This window comes from Serratia sp. TSA_198.1, from assembly GCF_052686505.1.
Genome location: NZ_JBQZFP010000003.1, coordinates 372,602 through 395,296 on the forward strand (window position 1 = coordinate 372,602; position 22,695 = coordinate 395,296).

Below are 22,695 nucleotides of genomic sequence, written 5' to 3' on the forward strand. Positions count from 1 at the left end.
TATGGCGAGTGTAAACATGACAACAGCAACCCCAGTGCGTCTTCTGGTGCGCCCAATAACGGCTGACGACAATGCCGCTATTGCTAACGTCATTCGCGAAGTCTCCGCCGAGCACGGTTTGACGGCGGATAAAGGCTATACCGTTTCCGACCCCAATCTGGACGTCTTGTATCAGCTCTACAGCCTGCCGCGCAGCGCTTATTGGGTGATAGAAGTCGACGGTCAGATTGCCGGCGGCGGCGGCGTTGCTCCGCTGAAGGGCGGTGATGACGATATTTGCGAATTACAGAAAATGTATTTTCTGCCGGTTTTGCGCGGCAAGGGCCTGGCGAAGCGCCTGGCGTTGCAGGCGCTGGAGTTTGCCCGTCAACAGGGCTTCCGCTGTTGTTATTTAGAAACCACCGCCAGCCTGACGCAGGCCATCGGGCTGTATGAGCATCTGGGCTTCGAACACATCGACTGCGCCATGGGCACCACCGGCCACGTCGACTGCGAAGTGACCATGCTGAAAACGCTTTAATCTGGCTTCTGGGCAGGGGGCGAAGATGTTCGTCCCCTGTCATGGCAAGCGCCGCATGCGCTGGCGCTACTCAGAGGCCCGTACTTTTCCCCTCATCCCCCCGCTTTTGATAGCAACCTCAATCCGGCTCAGCACCAGGCTGGTGAGATACGACACCAGGATCAACAGCAGCAGCACCAGCGGCGTATAACGCGGCGCAAAAATCAGTTTCTGAGTGAAGTAATAGCAGTAGAAGCTGTGGGTCAGCCACATGTACATCGAATGTTTGCCCAGCTCAACCACCGCCTTGTTCACCCTGCTGCCCAGCCCGTCGGCGGTTTTCATCATCGCGATGATAAACAGCGGCGTCACCAGCAGCAGCCCCGGATTATGGGCGACGATAAACACCGCCACAGTCACCACCAGCAAGATCAACGGATGGGTGCGGCCCAACGTATCAATCAGCTTCGCCAACCACGAGTCCACCGGGGCCCGCTGGGTACGGCCAAACACCATGCCAAAACCAAAAGGCAGCAGCCAGGTGCAATACTCGATGAGCATCTGCGGCGCCCAAGGGAAATACTGCAATCCCCTGCCGCACAGCGCCGCCGCAAACAGCAGCCCCAGCAAGGTCGTCGTATTCAGTTTCGACAGCAGCGGCAGCGAGAGCACATACAGAACATAAAGTTTGAAGAACCACCACTCGCTGTTGTAGGTGGATTTGAGGCCAATCAGATTTTCGATAAACAGCGACGGCGAAAGGGAATATCTTTCACCCGGAAAGAAAATAATGCCGATCGGCACAAAGATAAACAACACTATCCAGTAGCTGATATATAAATTCTTCAGCTTGCCCCAGATATATTTAAAAGAAATGTCTTTTTTAAGCGAAAAACCGTAACCGGACAAGAACAGGAACATCGACACGCAAATCTTGCCGAACAGGCCAAGATACATCTCAATATTTATCCCGCTAACGATATAATATACCGGAATATCAGGGCTAATTCGGCTTGGATAGGCGAACAGGTGGTGGACCAACATCAGAATGATGGCAATCCCTTTTAAATAATTAGACTTATTAATTGAAATTTCCATATTTCTTAATATATTATCCGCTAACAAGTGTCATCATCATATAGCAGCCCCACTTCCCTGACACTTTCTTTCTAATCAGATTAATCCCATATTTAATTTCCCGGTAAAAAACAAAGACGCAGCGATTTTATTAACGCGTTTCTCCGGCTCTCGTTACCGTTTTTTGCTGTCCCACGGCCCCAAAACTCTGCCCGAAGCGACGCGCGCACAATCATTAATATGGTCATATTTTAATTTATTTATATAAAAACAATAAAATCAAAGTAGTAACAACAAATCAAAAATCAATTGCCATCTTTTTTGTGATATTCATTAACAAATTAACGATTACAAATTGACCTCTTGCCACCTTGCGATACTCTGCCCTGACAGGCTTATGCCGCACTCGCACGGGGAACAGTCATGTCGGAAAACGCTTTTGATTACATCATTGTCGGCGCAGGCTCCGCCGGTTGCGTACTGGCCGCGCAGTTAATCCGCCGCACCCAGGCGCGGGTGCTGCTGCTGGAAGCCGGCGGCGACGACAATAACCTGTTCATCAAGATGCCGGCCGGCGTGGCGAAGATCATCGCCAAAAAAAGCTGGCCGTATGAAACCGAACCGGAACCGCACGCCAACAACCGCCGCATGCAAATTGCCCAGGGCAAGGTGCTGGGCGGCAGCAGTTCGGTCAACGGCATGATCTACATTCGCGGCCAGCGGCAGGATTACGACGAATGGGCCGAACGTTACGGCTGCGTCGGCTGGAGCTATCAGGACGTGCTGCCCTACTTCAAACGCGCCGAGGCCAACGAGAGCCTGTCCGACGCTTATCACGGCGGCGAAGGGCTGCTGCCGGTCAGCGAGAACCGCTACCGCCACCCGCTCAGCATGGCGTTTATCCGCGCCGGCCAGGAGCTGGGCCTGCCTTACCGCAACGATTTCAACGGCGACAGCCAGCACGGCGTGGGCTTTTATCAGACCACCACCCACAACGGCGAACGCGCCAGTACCGCCCGCACCTATCTGAAAGCGGTGCGTAACGAGCAACGGCTGGTGGTGAAACTGAACGCGCTGGTGCATCGGGTGGTGTTCGACGGCAACATGGCCACCGGCGTGGTGTATAGCCAGAACGGCGGCGGCGAAGTCACCGCGCATGCCGCAAAAGAAGTGATCCTCAGCGCCGGTGCGGTAGGCTCGCCGAAGATCCTGATGTTGTCCGGCATTGGGCCGCGCGAACACCTGCAACAGCTGGGGATCGAGCCGCGTGCGGACTTGCCGGTGGGCAAAAACTTTCACGATCACCTGCATATGTCGATCAACGTCAGCACCCGCGAGCCGGTCAGCCTGTTCGGCGCCGATCGCGGCCTGCAGGCGCTGCGCCACGGCACCGAATGGCTGGCGTTCCGCAGCGGCGTGCTCACTTCCAACGTGCTGGAAGGCGCCGCCTTCTCCGACAGCCTGGGCGACGGCCGGCCGGACGTGCAGATCCACTTTCTGCCGCTGCTGGACAACTGGGACGACGTGCCCGGCGAGCCGCTGCCGAATATTCACGGTTTCACGCTGAAAGTCGGCTACCTGCAACCGAAGGCGCGCGGCGAAGTGCTGCTGCGCAGCCGCGATCCGCGCGATCCGGTCAAATTGCACGCCAATTATCTCGGCCACCCGGAAGATCTGGCCGGCAGCGTGCGCGCGGTGAAATTCGGCCTGCGCTTCCTGCAAACCGCCGCCCTCAAGCCGATCGTCAAAGATCTGCTGATGCCGCAGCCGGCATGGTTGAACGATGAGGCGCAACTGGAGGAGTTCGTGCGTAACTTCTGCAAAACGGTGTATCACCCGGTAGGCAGCTGCCGCATGGGCCAATCGCCACAGGACTCGGTGACCGACCTGCAACTGCGGGTACACGGGTTTGAACGGCTGCGGGTGATCGATTGCTCGGTGATGCCGCAGGTGACCAGCGGCAACACCAATGCACCGACCATCATGCTGGCGGAAAAAGCGGTGGATTTGCTGCTGGGCGCGCCGACGTGAAAACCGGGCGCCCGGCGATCAGGCGGCGGTGGGCACGCCGCTGTGGAAACGCAGCTCGCTGTCCGGCGACAGAATCAGCTCAGCTTCAATGCGGCCGAAGTGAGCCACCCGCTCGCTGATGTCGCCGCCGGCAATCTGCTCGGCCAGCGTCAGGTAATCCTGATAATGCCGTGCCTCGGAGCGCAGCAGCGAGACGTAGAAACGGTTTAACTCGTCGTCCAGATGCGGTGCCAACCGGGCGAAACGTTCGCAGGAGCGCGCCTCGATATAGGCGCCGCAGATCAGTTTGTCGATCAGCGTGGCCGGATCGTGGGTGCGAACCTCGCGAATCATGCCTTTGGCATAGCGGCTGGCGGTGATTTTCTTGTAGGGAATGCGCCGCGCCTGCATGATCTCCAGCACCTGCGAGAAATGGTGCAGTTCTTCTTTGATCAGCAGCACCATCTTGTCCGCCAGATCCTGCCCGTAGGCCGAACCGTTTTTCGGCAAGATTTTCCTGGTGAACTGGCCCTGGCGGAACAGCGCTTCCGGCTCGCCCTGCGCTTCATGCAGAAAAGCCTCGTAGGGCCTGAGCAGCGCCAGCAAGGCATCGCCGCTCTCTTTGTCCGCCACGTAGCGGCGAATCAGCCACATGCCGGTCTGCGCCGCCTTCAGCTCGCACACCATATGGTCGGTCAGCAACAACGGCAGGTTTTCCGGACGCCGCGCAGCGTCGATCCAGCCATCGGGCGTTTCGCAGTGCAGGAAGTTTAGAATCGGGGATAACAGGGATTGGTATTTCATCAGCTTAATAGCCCTATGGCTTTCAAGTTGCAGCCAGGCAACCAGCTCGCTCAACTCCAGGCGCTTACTTCAATAAGTAACTGGGGTGAGTGAGTGCAGACAACAACGCTGCGGCTTGAAAGACGACGGGAGAGGCCGGCTTGCGCCGGCCCATTGCATTAATCAGTGGCGTTTGCCGTCGTCATCTTCGTCGATCAATTCACCGTCTTCTTCATCATCATCCTCACCGTCTTCACCGTTCGGATCTTCATAGTAGGTGCCCCAACCGTCGTAATTAACGCCGCAACGTTCCGCCAGCGCCAACAACTGCTCTACCTGGGTGTCGATCAGTTCGGCGTTCAGGCCGACTTCGCTGATCACGTCGCAGCACATGACCAGCGTGCCGTCTTCCACTTCCAGCTCTTCGGCGTCGGTCACTTCGTAGCCCAGCTTGAAGGCTTCGACAGCAGCCTGCTCCAGCACTTCAAACTTTTCAGCAGAGAGGTGGTGTTCGATGGTGTAGAGCGCATCCGGATCGCTGCCGTCTTCCAGCAGTTCTTCGATGATCAGGCGGGTCTCTTCACGTTGTTCTTCCAGCTGTTCGCGGTTTGCCATGCCTATATCCTCAAGTCAAATGGCCTGTATTCCTTCTATTTTCACACACCGCCGCCATAGCTGCCACGATAAACGTGAAAGATTTCTGCTTCGGGGTTGAAATTGAATATTCATACATATAAAGTGAATTTTAATTCAATTAAAACGATCAGGACATGCGGAAATGAGTACGATGAACCCGTTCTACAAACGTCACTTTCTGAGATTAATGGATTTCACGCCGACAGAGCTGCTGGCGCTGCTGCGGCTTTCGGCCGAATTGAAGCAGGCCAAAAAGCAGGGTAAGGAAACGCGGCGTCTGCAGGGCAAGAACATCGCGCTCATCTTCGAAAAAGACTCGACACGCACCCGTTGCTCTTTCGAAGTTGCCGCTTTCGATCAGGGCGCCCAGGTCACCTATCTCGGCCCAAGCGGTAGCCAGATCGGCCATAAAGAATCGATGAAAGACACCGCCCGCGTGTTGGGCCGGATGTATGACGGTATTCAATACCGCGGTTACGGCCAGCATCTGGTGGAAACCTTGGCCACCCATGCCGGCGTGCCGGTATGGAACGGGCTGACCAACGAATTCCACCCCACCCAGTTGCTGGCGGACCTGCTCACCGTGCAGGAACAGCTGCCGGGCAAACCCTTGAGCGAGGTGAAATTCGCTTACCTCGGCGACACGCGCAACAACATGGGCAACACCTTGCTGGAAGCGGCTGCGTTGGCGGGCATGGATCTGCGCCTGGTGGCGCCGAAAGCCTGTTGGCCGCAGCCGGAGCTGGTAGCCGAGTGTCAGGCGCTGGCGCAACAGACCGGCGCCAAGATCACCCTGACCGAAGACATTGCCGAAGGGGTGAAAGACGCGGACTTCCTGTACACCGACGTGTGGGTGTCGATGGGCGAACCGAAAGAAACCTGGCAGGAGCGGATCGCGCTGCTGAAACCCTATCAGGTCAATATGGCGATGGTGAAACTGACCGGTAACCCGAACGTCAAATTCCTGCATTGCCTGCCGGCGTTTCACGACGACCAAACCACCCTCGGCAAACAGATGGCGGAACAATACGGGCTGCAAGGCGGCATGGAAGTCACCGATGAAGTGTTCGAATCCGCGCACAGCGTGGTGTTCGATCAGGCCGAAAACCGCCTGCACACCATCAAGGCGGTGCTGGTCGCCACCCTGAGCGAAACGATTTAACGTATATTGCCGGGGCGCGTCACGCACAGGCAATGGGGCGCGCTCGCGCCCCAACCCCTTCCCCGCTCTGGCAACCCCCGCCGGAGCGCCTAATATATTCTTGTCATATCAAATAGCCGATTGACCTTTGCCAGCCTTGGGCAAAGGTTCTACCGTGGCAGACTAACGGCAAAACTGCCGTGAAAACTAACGATAACAACTACTTCTCAGCACTGCCGCGCAGTGCCTTCAGGGGATACACATCGATGAAAGCCAAAGTCCTGCCGCTGTTAATGCTTGCCGCCCTGTCCGCCTCTGCGCTCGCCGCCACCCCGGCCAACACGCTGGTGGTGGTGCAATCGCTGGACGATATCGTCAGCCTGGATCCGGCGGAAGCCAACGAGCTGTCCAGCATCCAGACCGTGCCCAGCCTGTATCAGCGGCTGGTGCAGGCGGATCGCGATGATCCGGCGAAAGTGGTGCCGGTGCTGGCGGAAAGCTGGCAGGGCGATGCGGCGGCAAAAACCCTGACCGTCAAACTGCGCCCACAGGCGGCGTTCGCCTCCGGCAATCCGCTGACCGCCGACGACGTGATCTTCTCTTACAGCCGCGCGGTGAAAATGAACAAATCGCCGGCGTTTATCCTCAACGTGCTCGGCTGGCAGCCGGACAACATTGATGCCCACCTGAAGAAAATCGACGAGCACAGCCTGCAACTGAGCTGGACGGCGGACGTCAGCCCGGCGGTGGTGCTGAATATTCTCTCCACGCCGATCGCCTCGATCGTCGACAGCAAGGCGGTGCAGCCGAACGCCAAAGACGGCGACTACGGCAATGCCTGGCTGAAAATGCACTCCGCCGGCAGCGGGCCGTTCAAAATGCGCGTCTACCAGCCGCATCAGGCGATTGTGCTGGACGCCAATCCGACCTCGCCGGGCAACAAGCCGCTGCTGCACAGCATCATCATTAAAAGCGTGCCGGACCCGGCCACCCGCCGCCTGCTGATCCAGCAGGGCGACGCCGATGTGGCACGTGAGCTTGGCCCGGACCAAACCGTGGCGTTAAAAAATCAACCGGGCGTGAAGGTGTTGGAAATCCCGTCCGCCGAGCAGAACTATTTAGTGTTCAACACCGGCAACGCCGCCAATCCGCTGCTGAAAAACCCGGCCTTCTGGGAGGCGGCGCGCTATCTGATCGATTATCAGGGCATCACCAAGGATCTGCTGAAAGGCCAGTATTTTGTGCATCAGAGCTTCCTGCCGGTCGGGCTGCCGGGCGCGCTGGAAGACAACCCGTTCAGCTTCGATCCGACCAAGGCCAAGGCGATCCTGGCCAAGGCCGGCATCACCAACGCCACCCTGACGCTGGACGTGGAGAACAAGCCGCCGTTTATCACCATCGCCCAAGCGTTGCAGGCCAGTTTTGCCCAGGGTGGCGTGAAGCTGGATCTGTTGCCGGCCGCCGGCAGCCAGGTGTATTCGCGGGTACGCGCCAAACAGCACCAGGCGGCGATCCGCCTGTGGATCCCGGATTATTTTGATGCGCATTCCAACGCCAGCGCCTTCGCCTATAACGACGGCAAAACCAGTACGGTCGCGGGCCTCAACGGTTGGCAGATCCCGCAGTTGAGCAAGCAGACGCTGGCGGCGGTAGCCGAAGCCGATCCGGCCAAACGCACCGCACTGTACACTGCCATGCAACAGGAGTTGCAACGCAGTTCGCCGTATGTGTTTATCGATCAGGCCAAAACCGAAGTGGTGCTGCGCGATAACGTCAAAGGCTACCAGCAGGGCCTGAACGCCGACATGGTCTACTACGATCGCGTCAGCAAATAACCGGCAAGCGGCCATCGCCGGCCAATCGATTGCGAAGCGGCAAAAATCGGCGTTTTAGCGCTTGCAGTGGCGAAAAGCGCGAGTATAATGCGCGACAATTTGCCAGGAGAAAGCATGAAAAACGCCATGTGTTTTGTTAGCCGCAACCGACAAAACCGACCGCCAATCGGCGGCCAACTGCCGTTGTTTCTCCTGTTGCTAAACCGATCGTTTCAAGCCCCTCGTTGAGGGGCTTTTTTTTGCCTTAAAAAGCCCCGCGCCACGGGCACGAGTCGAGGAGAGTGAAAAATGGCCAACCCGCTGTATCACAAACATATCATCTCTATTAACGATCTCAGCCGCGAGGATCTGGAGCTGGTGCTGCGCACCGCCGCCAGCCTGAAAGCCACCCCGCAGCCCGAGTTGCTCAAGCACAAGGTGATCGCCAGCTGCTTCTTCGAAGCCTCGACCCGCACCCGCCTGTCGTTCGAAACCTCTATGCATCGCCTCGGTGCCTCGGTGGTCGGTTTTGCCGACGGCAGCAATACGTCGCTGGGCAAGAAAGGCGAAACGTTGGCCGACACCATCTCGGTCATCGGCACCTACGTAGACGCCATCGTGATGCGTCACCCGCAGGAAGGCGCCGCGCGGCTGGCGACGGAATTTTCCGGCGGTGTCCCGGTGCTCAACGCCGGCGACGGCGCCAACCAGCACCCGACCCAAACGCTGCTCGACCTGTTCACCATCCAGGAAACCCAGGGCCGCCTGAACAACATCAATATCGCCATGGTCGGCGACCTGAAATACGGCCGCACCGTACACTCGCTGGCGCAGGCGCTGGCCAAGTTCGAAGGCAACCGCTTCTACTTTATCGCCCCGGATGCGCTGGCAATGCCGGCTTACATCCTGAAAATGCTCGAAGAAAAAGGCATCGAATACAGCCTGCACAGCAGCATTGAAGAAGTGGTGCCGGAGCTGGATATTCTCTACATGACTCGGGTGCAGAAAGAGCGCCTGGATCCTTCGGAATACGCCAACGTGAAGGCGCAGTTCGTGCTGCGCGCGGCGGATCTGGCCGGCGCGCGCGCCAATCTCAAAGTGCTGCACCCGCTGCCGCGCATCGACGAGATCACCACCGACGTGGATACCACGCCGTACGCCTACTACTTCCAGCAGGCAGGCAACGGCATCTTCGCCCGCCAGGCGCTGCTGGCGCTGGTATTAAACGCAGATTTGGCTCTTTAAGGGGGAACCGTCATGACTCACGATAACAAACTGCAGGTTGAAGCGATCAAGTGCGGTACGGTGATTGACCATATTCCGGCGCAGGTGGGCTTTAAGCTGCTGACGCTGTTCAAATTGACCGCCACCGACCAGCGCATCACCATTGGCCTGAACCTGCCCTCCAACGAGCTGGGCCGCAAAGACCTGATTAAAATCGAGAACACCTTCCTGACCGAGCAGCAGGCCAACCAGCTGGCGATGTACGCGCCGAAAGCCACGGTGAACCGCATCGACAACTACGAAGTGGTGCGCAAGCTGACCCTCAGCCTGCCGGACCATATCGACGGCGTGCTGACCTGCCCGAACGGCAACTGCATCAGCCGCAGCGAGCCGGTAGCGTCCAGTTTCGGCGTGAAATCCCGCGACGGCGAAGTGCATCTGAAATGCCGCTACTGCGAGAAAGAGTTCGACCATCAGGTGGTGCTGCAGGCGGATTGAAATATACCCATTTGCCGGGAACGACGCTGTTAATCCGCTCGTCACTCCCTATAATGAGTCCCTGAAGATAATCTACCCACGTTGCTACCCAATGGATTTCGAGCCGCAGCTAGGCGGCAAGTGCGAGAGTCCCCAGGAGCTGACTCAAGTCAGTGACTGGGGTGAGCGCACGCAGCCAACAACGCTGCGGTTTGAAAGACGAAGGGTATATCAGGAGAAAAAATGTCACGTAACATCAGCACTGAACTCGCCCCGGCAGCCATTGGTCCTTACGTGCAGGGCGTTGATCTGGGCAGCATGATCATCACTTCCGGCCAGATCCCTGTGGATCCGAAAACCGGCGAAGTAGCCGACGACGTTTCCGCACAGGCACGCCAGTCGCTGGAAAACGTTAAAGCGATCGTTGAAGCCGCCGGCCTGAAAGTCGCCGACATCGTGAAAACCACGGTGTTCGTGAAAGATCTGAACGATTTCGCCACCGTAAACGCCGCTTACGAAAGCTTCTTCACCGAGCACAACGCGCCGTTCCCGGCCCGTTCCTGCGTCGAAGTGGCCCGTCTGCCGAAAGACGTGAAAATCGAGATCGAAGCCATCGCCGTTCGTCGTTAATTCCACGACTACCGCGCCCAACGGTCAGCCATCGGCTGGCCGTTTTTATTTGTCCCGCCTGAAGCAACGATCCGTTAGGGTGCGCTATCAGGGATCATAGTTAACCCAACGCACCACAATTTCGCCCCATTTTAAGGCAACGCCCGCCGCGCCTGCACCCAAATCGCGCTTTCCCCTGCCTTTTTCCTGCTTTTTACGCCGGTTTTCGCCTCTTTCACATTTTGGCACATTTTATGCTCGATCTTGTTACAGCCTGCAATGTCAACGAGGTGACGATGCTAAATATCGACCTGTCCGCTTCACCGTTTTTTGATGAGATGCTTCTGGCTGAGGGTAAACACCGGGGCCATTACGAAGCTTACTGGCATTGGCTGCAACAGGCCGACCAAAAGGCTATTCAGCGTAAAAGAGAAGAGGCTGCACTGCTGTTTCACCGGGTGGGCATTACCTTTAATGTTTACGGTGAGGATGACGGCGCCGAACGGCTGATCCCGTTCGACAGCGTGCCGCGCATCATCCCCGCCAGCGAATGGGCGATGCTCGATCGCGGCATTCGCCAGCGCGTACAGGCGCTCAACGCCTTTCTGCACGATATCTACCATCAACAGCATATTCTGAAAGCCGGGATTATTCCGGCCGAACAGGTGCTGGCTAACGATCAGTATCAGCCCTGCATGCAGGGGGTCGATCTGCACCGCAATATTTACGCGCACATCGTCGGCGTGGATATGGTGCGCGGCGGCGACGGCCAGTATTACGTGCTGGAGGACAATCTTCGCACCCCGTCCGGCGTGTCCTACATGCTGGAAAACCGCAAGATGATGATGCGCCTGTACCCGGAACTGTTCGCCCAGCAACGCATCGCCCCGGTAGAGCGTTACCCGTCGCACCTGCTGCAAACCCTGCGCGAAAGCTCGCCGATTAACGATCCTACCGTGGTGGTGCTGACGCCGGGCCGTTTCAACAGCGCCTATTTCGAGCACAGCTTCCTGGCTCAGCAGATGGGCGTGGAGCTGGTTGAAAGCGCCGACCTGTTCGTCAAGGACGGCGCGGTGTTTATGCGCACCACCGCCGGGCCGTGCAAGGTGGATGTGATCTACCGCCGGGTGGACGACGCCTTCCTCGATCCGCTGGCGTTCCGCCCGGACTCGATGCTCGGCGTGCCGGGGCTGCTTTCCGTCTACCGCGCCGGCAACGTGGTGCTGGCGAACGCCATCGGTACCGGCGTGGCCGACGACAAGTCGATCTACCCGTACGTGCCGGACATGGTGCGCTTCTATCTGCAGGAAGAGCCGATCCTCAACAACGTGCCCACCTGGCAGTGCCGCCACAAGAATGAGCTGTCGTACGTGCTGGCGAACCTGGAGCAGATGGTGGTGAAGGAGGTTCACGGCGCCGGCGGTTACGGCATGCTGATTGGGCCGGCGGCGACCAAAGACGAAATCGCCCACTTCCGCGCGCTGCTGCTGGCCAAACCGCATAACTACATTGCGCAGAACACGCTGGCGCTGTCGACCTGCCCGACCTTTGTCAACGATGGCCTGGCGCCGCGTCATATCGATCTGCGGCCGTTCGCCCTGAGCGGTGCGGAAATTCGCCTGGTGCCCGGCGGCCTGACGCGCGTAGCGCTGGCGCAAGGCTCACTGGTGGTCAACTCGTCACAGGGCGGGGGAACCAAGGATACCTGGGTGTTGGAGGATGACGCATGCTGAGCCGAACTGCCAGTGAACTCTATTGGATGGCCCGCTATCTGGAGCGGGCGGAAAGCATCGCCCGGGTGCTCGACGTGACCAACAAACTGTCGATGATGCCGATCCGCGACAGCGAAGATCATGATCTGCAGGTGCCGCTCAACCTGACCGGCACCGGGCAACTGTACGCCGCCGCCTATCCCGATTTGACGATGGCCAATCTGGTGAGCTTTTTTGCGCTCGACAGCCGTAACCACAGCAGCATCTACAGCTGCCTGCAAATGGGCTGGAACAACGCCCATGCGGTGCGCGGCAGCCTGTCTTCCGAGGTCTGGGAATGCATTAACGCCACCTGGATCGAAATGAAGCTGATCCGCCGCCAGGGCATAGGGTCGGTGGGCGCCGACGGCTTCTTCGACTGGGTCAAGGAGCGCTCGCACCTGTTTCGTGGCGCGATGTTCGGCACCCTGCTGCGCAGCGACGCGATGTGCTTTATCCGCCTAGGCACCCTGCTGGAGCGGGCAGACAGCACCGCACGCCTACTCGGCGTCAAAAACGAGTTGCTGGATAACGACAACGATCCGGTGCGCGAGTATTACCGTATGGACACGCTGCTGCGGGCGGTCAGCGCACGCGAAGCCTATCACAGCATCTACAAGCAGCAGCTCAGCCGGGAAACCATTGCCGAACTGATGATCCTGCGTAACGAAATCCCACGCTCCCTGCTGGCTTGCGTCGGCGATATGGTGCAACAGTTGGAGCAGATTGGCGGCAACAGTGCCAATGAACCGCGCCGGCTGGCGCACACGCTGCACGCCGAACTGCGTTTCAGCAGCATGAAGGATCTGAACAAGGTGGGGCTGAGCGACTGGCTGGGCTTATTCCTCGGGCAGATCAACGGCATCGCGGAAAGCATCCATCACACTTACCTGGAGGCGCAATGAAACTGAATATTGAGCACAATACCCATTACACCTACGCCCAGCAGGTGAAGCGCAGCACCCAGTATCTGCGTTTGACGCCGCAGGATTCGCAGCACCAGCGCATCATCTCCTGGCAGTTAACGCTGCCGGAAGATGCGGTGTGCACCACCGATGCCTTCGGCAATGTGCTGCATGTGCTGACGCTGGATCACCCGCATCAGGCGATCACCATTCAGGCTCACGGCGTGGTGGAGATTGAAGACGGTGTAGAAGACCCGACGATGGGGCATCTCTCGCCGCTGGTGTTCCTGCGCCACAGCCCGCTGACCCAACCCGACAGCGCCATCCAGGCCTTCGCGCTGCGTTATTACCAACCGGAAACGCTGCTTGCCGGGCTGGAAAAACTGATGGGCGATCTGTTGCTGAAAATGCCTTACACGCCGGGTGCCACCGAGGTGACCGACAGCGCCGCCCAGGCGTTCGCTTCCGGCAACGGCGTCTGCCAGGATCATACCCACGTCTTTCTGGCCTGCTGCCGCAGCCTGAATATTCCGGCGCGCTACGTCAGCGGCTACCTTTACAGCGAAGATTCCGCCCACGTCGCCACCCACGCCTGGGCGGAAGCCTGGGTGGACGAACGCTGGCACAGTTTCGACGTTACCAACAACACCCGCCTGCCGAATCAGCACCTTAAGCTGGCGGTGGGGATCGATTATCTGGATGCCTGCCCGGTGCGCGGTATCAGGCTCGGCGGCGGCAGCGAGGATATGCAGACCATGGCGGCAGTGCAGATGATGCCGGCCAGCCAGGCTCAGGGGCAATAACATCCCCTTGCCGAATGCAGCGGTTTGCGGCACGCTGGGTTTTTCCGGCGTGCCGTCATCGAGCACGGTGTTAATTCGCGTTTGAAGGATTTTGGTATGACCTATTGTGTGGCCATGCGCTTGTCATCCGGGCTGGTGTTTGCTTCCGACTCCCGCACCAATGCCGGGGTGGACCATATCTCCACCTTCCGCAAGCTGCACGTGTTCCAGCAGGACGGTGAGCGCACGCTGGTGCTGCAAAGCGCCGGCAACCTGGCGACCACCCAGAGCATCATCAGCCTGCTGCTGCGCCGCAGCAAGGATGCCGATCGCCCCAACCTGCTCAACGTGCCCAACCTGTATGAAGCCGCCACGCTGGTGGGCGAAACGGTGCGCGAAGTGATCCTGCGCGACAGCGAAGCCCAACAGAGCGGCAGCACCACCGATTTCAGCTGCAGCCTGCTGCTCGGCGGCCAGATTGACGGCGAAGAGATGCGGCTGTTCCATATCTATCCGCAGGGCAACTTTATCGAAGCCACCCGGGATACGCCCTATTTCCAGATTGGCGAAAGCAAATACGGCAAACCGATTATCGATCGGGTGCTGAATTACGATACCCCGCTGGAGCAGGCGATGCAGTGCGCGCTGATTTCTCTCGACTCCACGTTGCGCAGCAACCTGTCGGTCGGCCTGCCGCTCGACGTGATGATCTACCCGCGCGACAGTTTCAGCAGCCAACAGCAGTACCGCATTACCGAAGATCACCCGCACTTCAGCGCCATTCGCAAAGGCTGGGGCGAAGGGCTGGTCAGCATTTTCAAACAGCTGCCGCCGTTGCAGTTGTAAGTTTTAGGGCTCAGCATGCCGAGCCCTAAATCCCCCCTTATTCGATCGCGCAGGCACGCAGCAGCGCCTCCAGCGGATAGACCGCCGCAATCACCACTTCGTCACGCACCTGTGCCGCGGCATCCAATTGCTGCTGTATCTGCCCGGCTTCGGTTTTACTCAACGGCTTACCCTGCTGATAGCGCTCCAGCAGCATCAACCCCAGCGTGGACAGCGCACCGACATCCTGCGCCACCGGTGCCAAATCCTGCAATACCCGGTTACCGGCGACTGTCGTTTTCACCGCTGCGGTGTTCAATTGCCAACGCTGCAAACGCTCGCGGATCGCCTGCGCCGCTGCGCGATCGTTTTTGTCCTTCAGCAGCGCCTCAACCTGTCGCCCCATCTCGCGCACCGCGTTGCTTTCCGGCGGCAGCGCGTCGGCAAAACGGTTCAAAGGCTCGAACTGATGATAATTACCGGCCTTGAATTTCAGATGCTGGCGAGTGTAGTACTGCCCCGGCTCCACCGCCTCGGCAAGAATTTGCAGCGGCAAGATCTCCACGCTGTTCGCCAGCCGGGTGAATTCGCGGGCGGTTTCGGCATGCTGCTGCAAGCCCACCGACACCACTGACCAGGCATCCACCGCCGCCAACCGTTGGTACATGTTGTTTTCATCGGTCACATCCTGCGCCGACCACAGCCGCTCCGCCACCGCGAAGGCCCGCGGCCACAGCTTGAGATCGAGGATCGGCGCACGGACGTTTTCAGCCCACAGCGCCGCCTCGCCGCCGAGAATATTAGCCTGTTGCTTCGCCTCCGGCACCACCGGCATTTTGCCCGCCGGGATCGCCGCCAGCCTGCTGCCGCTGGTCGGGTAGCGCACGTTGCCGATCAGCGTATAGCCGCTCAGTTGGTCCTGTTGCAGCCTGAATACCGGGCGCGTCTCGCCCATCCAGCTGTCGAGGCGGAAGGTCACCTGCTGCGGCGAACGCCAGACGATATCGTGCAACGCGCGGCGGGATTTGCCGTTGAAGTCGATAAAACCACGCCAGCCCTGCTTGCCTTCGATCAACGTAAAACTGCCTTCTACTGCGCTGCCCTTCAGGCGCGGCATGCTGAACTGCCAGCTTTGCGCCTGCTCAGCGGGCTGCACCTCGGTATCTACCCCCAGCGGCTGGGGCAAAACTTCGTTGCGATAGTGATAGGCGGTGCTCTGCGGTTGGTCGAGGTAGAAACCGGTGGACAGAATGCCCTGGTAACCGTCCTGCGCACTGGCGCCATGCGAATCCGGCCCCTGCCAGGACTGGATGACAATGGTACGCGGCAGCGACGGGTGATAAATCTCATCCCAGCCGACCATGCGCCGCTGGTGCTGTTCGAGGATTTTCTCCAGCTTCTGGTTGAAGTAGGCTTGCAGCGCATGAGTATCCGCCAGCTGATTTTTTTGCATAAACGCCTGAATCGAGGCCGATGCCTTCCACTGGCTGGCGTCGACCTCGTCACCGCCGATATGCAGGTAGGGATCGGGGAAAATCGCCGCCAATTCGCCGATGATCGCGTCAACGAACCGATAAACCTCGTCGCGGGTCGGATCGAGCGTCGGCTTGTGCACGCCCCACTCGCGCTCCATCGAGTACGGCCCCGGCGCGCCCATGAATTCCGGGTAAGCCACGGCGATGCTGGAGGCATGGCCCGGCAGATCGATTTCCGGCACCACCCGGATGCCGCGCACCGTGGCGTAAGCCACCACCTGCTGCATCTGTTCGCGGGTATAGAACTGGCCGTCGCTGGCCAGCTGTTGCAGTTTGGGGTAGCGCTCAGAGGCAAAGCGCCAGCCTTGGTCATCGGTCAGATGCCAATGGAAGACATTGAGTTTGGCCGCCGCCATGCCGTCGAGCTGGCGCAGGATATCAGGCAGCGGCAAGAAATGGCGCGCCGAATCCAGCAGCACGCCGCGCCACGGGAAACGCGGCACATCGGCAATCGTCACCAGCGGCAAGAAGGTGTTTTGGCCGTCGGTCTGCATCAGTTGCAACAGGGTTTCCATGCCGCGCAGCGCGCCGAAGCGGGTATTGGCGGTCAGTGTGGCGCCCTGCGGCGTCACCGCCAGCTTGTAGCTTTCATCGCTGCCGGGCAGCGGCTGAGCGGCCACTTTGTCTTTGATATTCACCTGAATCGCCGCACCCTCGGCTTTTGCGGTTTGCGGCGCCAACGTCCAACCGGTCTGCAGTTCAATGCGTTGCCGCCAGCGCAGTTCCGCCTGTGCCAGATCGTCGCCCTGCACCTTAAGCGTGAGGCGGTGATCCAGCACCAGCCTGCCCGCCGGCTGCGTCAGTTCGACCTGCTGTGGCCAGGGCATCAGCGGCAGCGAGCCGGCCGGTTGGGCCAACGCGCCGAGGGAAAGCAATAACGATGAAGCCAGTAGCGTATAACGGAGCGGTCTATGCATCAGAAATTCCTCAAAGGAAAAAAATCAATAAAAACAGCGAAGCTGTCAATAAAGACTGAGCATAGTTCAGATGTCCAACCGCAAAGATGAAAAGCCGGGGTGGATCACGAATGCCCTCTCCCGCACTGCGGAGAGGGCTTGAGAGATTACTGCCAGCCGTAGCGGCGCACGAACCAGCCTTTCACGCACTGGGTCAGCACCATGTAACCGGCCAGGATCAGCACCAGCCACGGGAAGTAACCGAGCGGCAACGCCTGCAATTGCAGGAAACCTGCCAACGGCGAGAAGGTCAGGCCGATGCCGGTGGCGATCACCGCCAGCGTCATGATGCACAGCGGCCATGAAGGGCGGCTCTGGATAAACGGAATTTTGCGCGTGCGGATCATATGCACAATCAGCGTTTGCGACAGCAGCCCTTCCACGAACCAGCCGGACTGGAACAGCGTCTGCATTTCCGGCGTATTGGCCTTGAATACCCACCACATCAGGCAGAAGGTCAGCACGTCAAAGATCGAGCTTATCGGCCCAAAGAACACCATAAACCGCCCCAGATCGCTGGAGTTCCAGCGCTGTGGTTGGGTAATTTGATCGTCGTCGACGTTGTCGAACGGAATGGCGATCTGAGAAATGTCATACATCAGGTTCTGGATCAGCAGATGCAACGGCAGCATCGGCAGGAACGGCAAGAAAGCGCTGGCAATCAGCACGCTGAACACGTTGCCGAAGTTGGAGCTAGCGGTCATCTTGATGTACTTCAGCATGTTGGCAAAGGTGCGGCGCCCCTCGATCACCCCCTGCTCCAGCACCATCAGGCTTTTTTCCAACAGGATGATGTCTGCCGCTTCCTTGGCGATATCCACCGCCGAATCGACGGAAATGCCGATATCCGCCGCCCGTAGCGCCGGGGCGTCGTTGATGCCGTCGCCCATAAAGCCGACCACGTGCCCTTGCTGACGCAACAGCTTGACGATGCGCTCCTTGTGCATCGGCGTCAGTTTGGCGAACACCGTGGTGCGCGCGGCCGCCTGCGCCAGTTGCTCGTCCGTCATGTGTTCGATTTCACTGCCGCACAGCACGTGATCTGCCGCCAGCCCGACGTCTTTACAGACCTTGGCCGCCACCAGCTCGTTATCGCCGGTGAGGATCTTCACCGTCACGCCGTTTTTCTTCAGTGCCGCCAGCGCCGGTGCGGTGCTCTCCTTTGGCGGATCGAGGAAGGCCACATAGCCTTCGAGGATCAGATCGGATTCGTCGGCCACGCCGTATTCATGCGCCTGCGCCGGCAGGATCTTGTTGGCCACCGCCACCACCCGCAGCCCCTGCTGGTTAAGATCGTCGGTGATGCGCCGAATGCGCGCCAGCAGCGCATCGCTGAGCGGGTGAACGTCATCTTCCTGACGCACGTGGCTGCAAATCGCCAGCATTTCCTCCAGCGCACCCTTGCAGATCAGCTCGTGATATTCCGCGTCTTTGGCGACCACCACCGACATGCGGCGGCGTTCAAAATCAAACGGGATCTCATCCACCTTGCGGTAATGCTGTAGCGCATCCGGCTGCTGGTTCTGTTCCGCGCAGCTCAGCACCGCCACGTCGAGCAGGTTTTTCAGCCCGGTCTGGTAGAAGCTGTTCAGCCAGGCGTAACGCAGCACCCGGTCGCTGTTGGCACCGAACACGTCGGTGTGACGTTCCAGTACGATTTTATCCTGGGTCAGGGTACCGGTTTTGTCGGTGCACAGAATGTCCATGGCGCCAAAGTTCTGGATCGCGTCTAGGCGTTTGACGATCACTTTCTGTTGCGACAGTTTCACCGCCCCTCTGGCCAGGGTGGTGGTCACGATCATCGGCAGCATTTCCGGCGTCAGCCCCACCGCCACCGACAGCGCGAACAGCGCTGCTTCCCACCAGTCACCCTTGGTGTAGCCGTTGATCAGCAGCACGATCGGCGTCATCACCAGCATAAAGCGGATCAGCAGCCAGCTGACCTTGCTGATACCGCTCTGGAAGGCGTTCGGTTGTTCATCCTGGCTGGTGACGCGCTGCGCCAACTGGCCGAAGTAGGTGTCGCCGCCGGTGCCGATCACCATCGCCAGCGCGGTGCCGCTCACCACGTTGGTGCCCATAAAGCACAGGTTCTGGCATTCCAGCGGATCCTCCGCCACCCCGTGCGGTTCGGCGATCTTTTCCACCGGCAGAGATTCGCCGGTCAGCGCCGCCTGGCTGATAAACAGATCCTTGGCCGACAGCACGCGCAGATCTGCCGGGATCATGTCCCCCGCAGCCAGCTTGATGATATCTCCCGGCACCAACTGGGCAATCGGCAGTTCAAGGTGTTCGCTTTTACCGGTCAACGCGTCGCTGCGTATGACCGTGGCGGTATTGCTGACCATCGCTTTCAGCGCGTCCGCCGCCTTGTTGGAACGCGCTTCCTGAACGAAATGCAGCAGCGTGGAGATCAGCACCATCAGGCCGATCACCAGCGCGCCGGTCAGGTCTTCGGTGGCGTAAGAGATAAGCCCCAGCACCGTCAACAGCAGATTGAACGGGTTGCGATAACAGTGCCACAAATGGCGCCACCAGGACTCCGCCTGCTGGTTCTCAATCACGTTGGCGCCAAAGCGCTGACGCAGTTGCTCCGCCTCATGGGCGGTAATGCCTTCCGGGTGGCTGTGGAAACGTTCGTAAAGCTGGGTCGCATCGGCGACGGCGCATTCCAGCCGCTGCTGGGCCAGGCCTGCGGGCAGTTCATGCGCTGCGCCGCTGACGCCTTCCAGCAGGGGATCGCGCCGAATCAGGCGACGCGGCAAATTGCGGCTGAGCAGGCCCAGCAGCTGACGGGGGATATTTTTAAGTTTCATTATTCGCACCTCGTCACCCGCAGCCTCACGGCGGCGGGTAAACGCACAATTCGCCCGAGCGAAGCTTTCGGACACGCCAAAAAGCCTCTGCCGGGGCAGATTCTTGTATTTTTAAAAGCAGCAGGAGCGAACGACAGAGCGCGCGCGACCGGTTACCGTTTATTTCACCGGTAAAACAGCAGCGCAAAGCGGAGAGGTTTTACCGGTGAGCCGAATGGGTGTCTATTGGGGTCGGATCGGGATCCATACGGGTAATAACCTCCGGTAAATAAAAAGATCGAACGACAAGAGCGGCCGTTCAGCGCAGTACGAAGATCCCCGCATTGCGCCAAGATCCGTACTGGAAAATAGGCTATGCTGACGGGCATTCATCGTAGGCCGCCAGATTACGCCTTTTAACCTAAACGATAAGTAAACCATGCAAAACCGGCTGACCATCAAGGACATCGCCCGCCTGAGCGGCGTGGGGAAATCCACCGTATCGCGCGTATTGAACAACGAAGGCAGCGTGAGCCCGCAAACCCGTGAACGGGTAGAAGCGGTGATCCGCCAGCAGGGGTTTACGCCGTCCAAATCGGCGCGCGCCATGCGCGGGCAGAGCGACAAAGTGGTGGGGATTATCGTTTCCCGCCTCGATTCGCCGTCGGAAAACCAGGCGGTGCGCACCATGCTGCCGCTGCTGTATCAGCAGGGTTATGACCCGATCGTGATGGAAAGCCAGTTTGAAACCCGCCTGGTGGAAGAGCATCTGCACGTGCTGCAACAGCGCAATGTCGACGGGGTGATCCTGTTCGGTTTCACCGGCCTGACGGCGGCCATGCTCAGCCCCTGGCAGGAGAAAATGGTGGTGCTGGCGCGCGAATACGAAGGTTTTTCCTCGGTTTGCTACGACGACGATGGCGCAGTTCGGCTGCTGATGGAACGCCTGCAACAGCAGGGCCATCGGCATATCAGCTATCTTGGGGTGCAACTTGCCGATGCCACTACCGGCATGCGCCGCCATCAGGCCTATCTCGACGCCTGCCGCCAGCAGCGGATCACCCCCAGCGTCGCCCTGGGCGAACTGAGCTATCAGAGCGGTTTTCAACTGGCCTCCGAAGTGATTGGCCCACAGACCACCGCGCTGGTGTGCGCCTCCGACACCATCGCCCTCGGCGCCATCAAATACCTGCAACAGCAGCACATCGCCCCGCTACAGGTCTGCGGCATCGGCAATACGCCGCTGCTTAACTTCCTGTTCCCCGAGACGTTTTCGGTAGAACTGGGCTACGGCAGCGCCGGGTTGCAGGCCGCCCAACAGCTGCTGGGCCAGCTCAGCGGCGAACAGGGCATCCGCCAAATCATCGTACCCAGCAAACTCGCCTGACGGCGGGGTTTACCCGCATAATTCCCCTATCCGCATCCTCGGTTCTTGCCCACATTCGGTGGGCATAAACTCATCGCCATTTTGTATCAGCCACCACACAACAACGAATAGCCTTTCCTGATTGACCTCTGTCGCCCATAGCAACAATATGCTGGTTAAACATACAGTGATTTATTGTGTGTTCCAGCGGTTTGGCAGCACACGGAACGTGAACACCGATAGCCATTAGCCAGAATGGGCGGAAGGATACCGGATGCTGTTAGCCATCAAATAACAGAGTGTCAAAAAGGAAGATTCATCATGGCTGAAGAAAAGAAAAATGCTCAAGTGCTTAACGGTATTAATGAAGACATCACTGAACTGAAATCACTGTCCACATTGCGCAAACGCGTTGTCAGCGACGGTGAGATTGTTTCCCGCTCCGAAATCGGTTTTCGCCTGGCAAAGGGCAATACCGGCGTGCTCCTGCGCAGTGACGGGCTAAACTTCTCCGCCCTGGTTACCCCTGACGGCCAGGCGCAGAACGGGCAGTGGAACACGCTGCGCCCCTTCTCCTTCAACCTCTCTACCGGCCGCGTGGCGTTGCGTAACGGCGTGGATGTCTCGGGCGGCGCGCTGGTATCGCATAACGCAGGCATTGGCGCGGTCACCACTGGCCCCGCTTCTCTTATCAACGGGCAGACGTACGGCGCACCGCCTGTGCATACCGATTTTACCAGCGGCAACGTCACCACCACGATGATGATGGGGTCACGAGTCGTCCCCGGTAAAGAAGATTACGGCATGCTCTCCTACCGGGATTGGCAGGGGCGCTGGAACGAACTTCAGGTAAGAGCCAACAGCGAGCTTTCAGTTGGGCAACTGACCAAACGCAACCCCGATGGATGGATTTGGGCGGCGGGAAACCGTAGCGTCGAAAATGATAAAGAACGTATTACCAATGGGTTGCATTTGCAAGGTCGTGGGGACCTGTATGCCAATTTCTATCACCATGAATTTGTCGGCTCTCACCATTCACTGGTATTGAACGTCGCCAACGGCGGCGCACAAGGCTGGTACGAATTCCGCAATGGCGGCAACGCCTACACCAACGGCGCCTGGCTCAGCAGCTCCGATGCCCGCATGAAAACGGAGATCGTGAAAATTGAGGGCGCGCTGGAGAAGCTGGGGAAAATCAGTGGCTATACCTACCTGAAACAAGGCGTTCCGGAGGCCGGCGTAATAGCCCAGGAAGTGGAGAACGTATTACCCCAGACAGTGACCACAACCGAATTAAAACTGAATGACGGCAGCGTTCTGAAAGATGCCCGTGGAATTAATATTAACGGCGTAGTCGCCCTTCTTATCGAAGCGCTTAAGGAAGAACGTGATGCCCGTCTTGAGCTGGAGTCCCAACTTCATGCATTGAAGAAAACCATGCTGCCAAACAAATAAAACAGTGAACAGATCACTACCGAATTTCTCAGAGCGAAATGCACTGAACGAATAG

Annotated in this window: 18 protein-coding genes; 13 read left to right on the top strand and 5 right to left on the bottom strand. The window is 58.7% G+C overall.

What is annotated here, in order from left to right; translation table 11 throughout:
• The first annotated feature begins 16 nt into the window (after window positions 1–16).
• On the top strand, window positions 17–520 hold the full coding sequence (locus tag ACUTSW_RS16335) for a GNAT family N-acetyltransferase (RefSeq protein WP_445584885.1): 504 nt from the start codon (window positions 17–19) through the stop codon (window positions 518–520).
• Window positions 521–586: 66 nt separating this feature from the next.
• On the opposite strand, the gene ACUTSW_RS16340 is transcribed toward ACUTSW_RS16335, so the two are convergent.
• Window positions 587–1,597, bottom strand: coding sequence for an acyltransferase family protein (locus ACUTSW_RS16340; protein ID WP_445584886.1), 1,011 nt, complete (start codon window positions 1,595–1,597; stop codon window positions 587–589).
• Between the two features lie 402 nt (window positions 1,598–1,999).
• Here ACUTSW_RS16340 and ACUTSW_RS16345 point away from each other — a divergent pair, with 402 nt between their 5' ends.
• Window positions 2,000–3,607: a GMC family oxidoreductase gene (locus ACUTSW_RS16345; protein ID WP_445584887.1), complete on the top strand. Its 1,608-nt coding sequence runs from the start codon at window positions 2,000–2,002 to the stop codon at window positions 3,605–3,607.
• Between the two features lie 18 nt (window positions 3,608–3,625).
• Here the strand turns inward: ACUTSW_RS16345 and miaE are convergent, their stop codons facing one another.
• Window positions 3,626–4,390 carry a tRNA isopentenyl-2-thiomethyl-A-37 hydroxylase MiaE gene (gene miaE / locus ACUTSW_RS16350; protein ID WP_445584888.1) on the bottom strand — a complete coding sequence of 255 codons (765 nt, stop codon included), beginning with the start codon at window positions 4,388–4,390 and terminating at the stop codon, window positions 3,626–3,628.
• 162 nt (window positions 4,391–4,552) lie between these two features.
• A complete protein-coding gene (gene rraB / locus ACUTSW_RS16355; protein ID WP_445584889.1) occupies window positions 4,553–4,984 on the bottom strand; it encodes a ribonuclease E inhibitor RraB in 432 nt (143 codons plus the stop codon).
• Between the two features lie 163 nt (window positions 4,985–5,147).
• Here rraB and argF point away from each other — a divergent pair, with 163 nt between their 5' ends.
• From argF to ACUTSW_RS16400, 9 genes are all read left to right on the top strand, one after another.
• Window positions 5,148–6,167 (top strand): ornithine carbamoyltransferase, encoded by a 1,020-nt coding sequence (gene argF / locus ACUTSW_RS16360; RefSeq protein ID WP_062869406.1) that lies wholly within the window; start codon window positions 5,148–5,150, stop codon window positions 6,165–6,167.
• Window positions 6,168–6,412: 245 nt separating this feature from the next.
• The gene (locus ACUTSW_RS16365; RefSeq protein ID WP_445584890.1) at window positions 6,413–7,981 is read left to right on the top strand and encodes an ABC transporter substrate-binding protein; all 1,569 of its coding nucleotides are present in this window, start codon (window positions 6,413–6,415) and stop codon (window positions 7,979–7,981) included.
• Between the two features lie 288 nt (window positions 7,982–8,269).
• Complete coding sequence (pyrB, locus tag ACUTSW_RS16370) at window positions 8,270–9,205, top strand: aspartate carbamoyltransferase (protein WP_004953017.1); 936 nt, start codon at window positions 8,270–8,272, stop codon at window positions 9,203–9,205.
• Between the two features lie 12 nt (window positions 9,206–9,217).
• The gene (gene pyrI, locus ACUTSW_RS16375; protein WP_004953014.1) at window positions 9,218–9,682 is read left to right on the top strand and encodes an aspartate carbamoyltransferase regulatory subunit; all 465 of its coding nucleotides are present in this window, start codon (window positions 9,218–9,220) and stop codon (window positions 9,680–9,682) included.
• A gap of 222 nt (window positions 9,683–9,904) precedes the next feature.
• Complete coding sequence (ridA, locus tag ACUTSW_RS16380; RefSeq protein ID WP_006323354.1) at window positions 9,905–10,291, top strand: 2-iminobutanoate/2-iminopropanoate deaminase; 387 nt, start codon at window positions 9,905–9,907, stop codon at window positions 10,289–10,291.
• A 275-nt stretch (window positions 10,292–10,566) separates the two neighbouring features.
• Complete coding sequence (locus ACUTSW_RS16385) at window positions 10,567–12,003, top strand: circularly permuted type 2 ATP-grasp protein (RefSeq protein WP_006323352.1); 1,437 nt, start codon at window positions 10,567–10,569, stop codon at window positions 12,001–12,003.
• Entirely contained in the window at window positions 11,997–12,926 is a 930-nt protein-coding gene (locus ACUTSW_RS16390) for an alpha-E domain-containing protein (RefSeq protein WP_006323351.1), read from the top strand. Before ACUTSW_RS16385 ends, ACUTSW_RS16390 begins: the two co-directional genes overlap by 7 nt.
• On the top strand, window positions 12,923–13,729 hold the full coding sequence (locus ACUTSW_RS16395; protein ID WP_063202332.1) for a transglutaminase family protein: 807 nt from the start codon (window positions 12,923–12,925) through the stop codon (window positions 13,727–13,729). Before ACUTSW_RS16390 ends, ACUTSW_RS16395 begins: the two co-directional genes overlap by 4 nt.
• Window positions 13,730–13,825: 96 nt before the next feature.
• Window positions 13,826–14,554: a proteasome-type protease gene (locus tag ACUTSW_RS16400; protein ID WP_004953000.1), complete on the top strand. Its 729-nt coding sequence runs from the start codon at window positions 13,826–13,828 to the stop codon at window positions 14,552–14,554.
• A gap of 37 nt (window positions 14,555–14,591) precedes the next feature.
• On the opposite strand, the gene ACUTSW_RS16405 is transcribed toward ACUTSW_RS16400, so the two are convergent.
• Window positions 14,592–16,985, bottom strand: coding sequence for a beta-N-acetylhexosaminidase (locus ACUTSW_RS16405; RefSeq protein ID WP_445584891.1), 2,394 nt, complete (start codon window positions 16,983–16,985; stop codon window positions 14,592–14,594).
• Between the two features lie 146 nt (window positions 16,986–17,131).
• Complete coding sequence (mgtA, locus tag ACUTSW_RS16410) at window positions 17,132–19,840, bottom strand: magnesium-translocating P-type ATPase (RefSeq protein WP_445584892.1); 2,709 nt, start codon at window positions 19,838–19,840, stop codon at window positions 17,132–17,134.
• A 418-nt stretch (window positions 19,841–20,258) separates the two neighbouring features.
• Here mgtA and treR point away from each other — a divergent pair, with 418 nt between their 5' ends.
• Together treR and ACUTSW_RS16420 are read left to right on the top strand one after the other, a co-directional pair.
• Window positions 20,259–21,206: a trehalose operon repressor TreR gene (gene treR, locus ACUTSW_RS16415; RefSeq protein WP_037432101.1), complete on the top strand. Its 948-nt coding sequence runs from the start codon at window positions 20,259–20,261 to the stop codon at window positions 21,204–21,206.
• Between the two features lie 300 nt (window positions 21,207–21,506).
• Window positions 21,507–22,640 (top strand): tail fiber domain-containing protein, encoded by a 1,134-nt coding sequence (locus ACUTSW_RS16420; RefSeq protein WP_445584893.1) that lies wholly within the window; start codon window positions 21,507–21,509, stop codon window positions 22,638–22,640.
• Window positions 22,641–22,695: the final 55 nt, after the last annotated feature.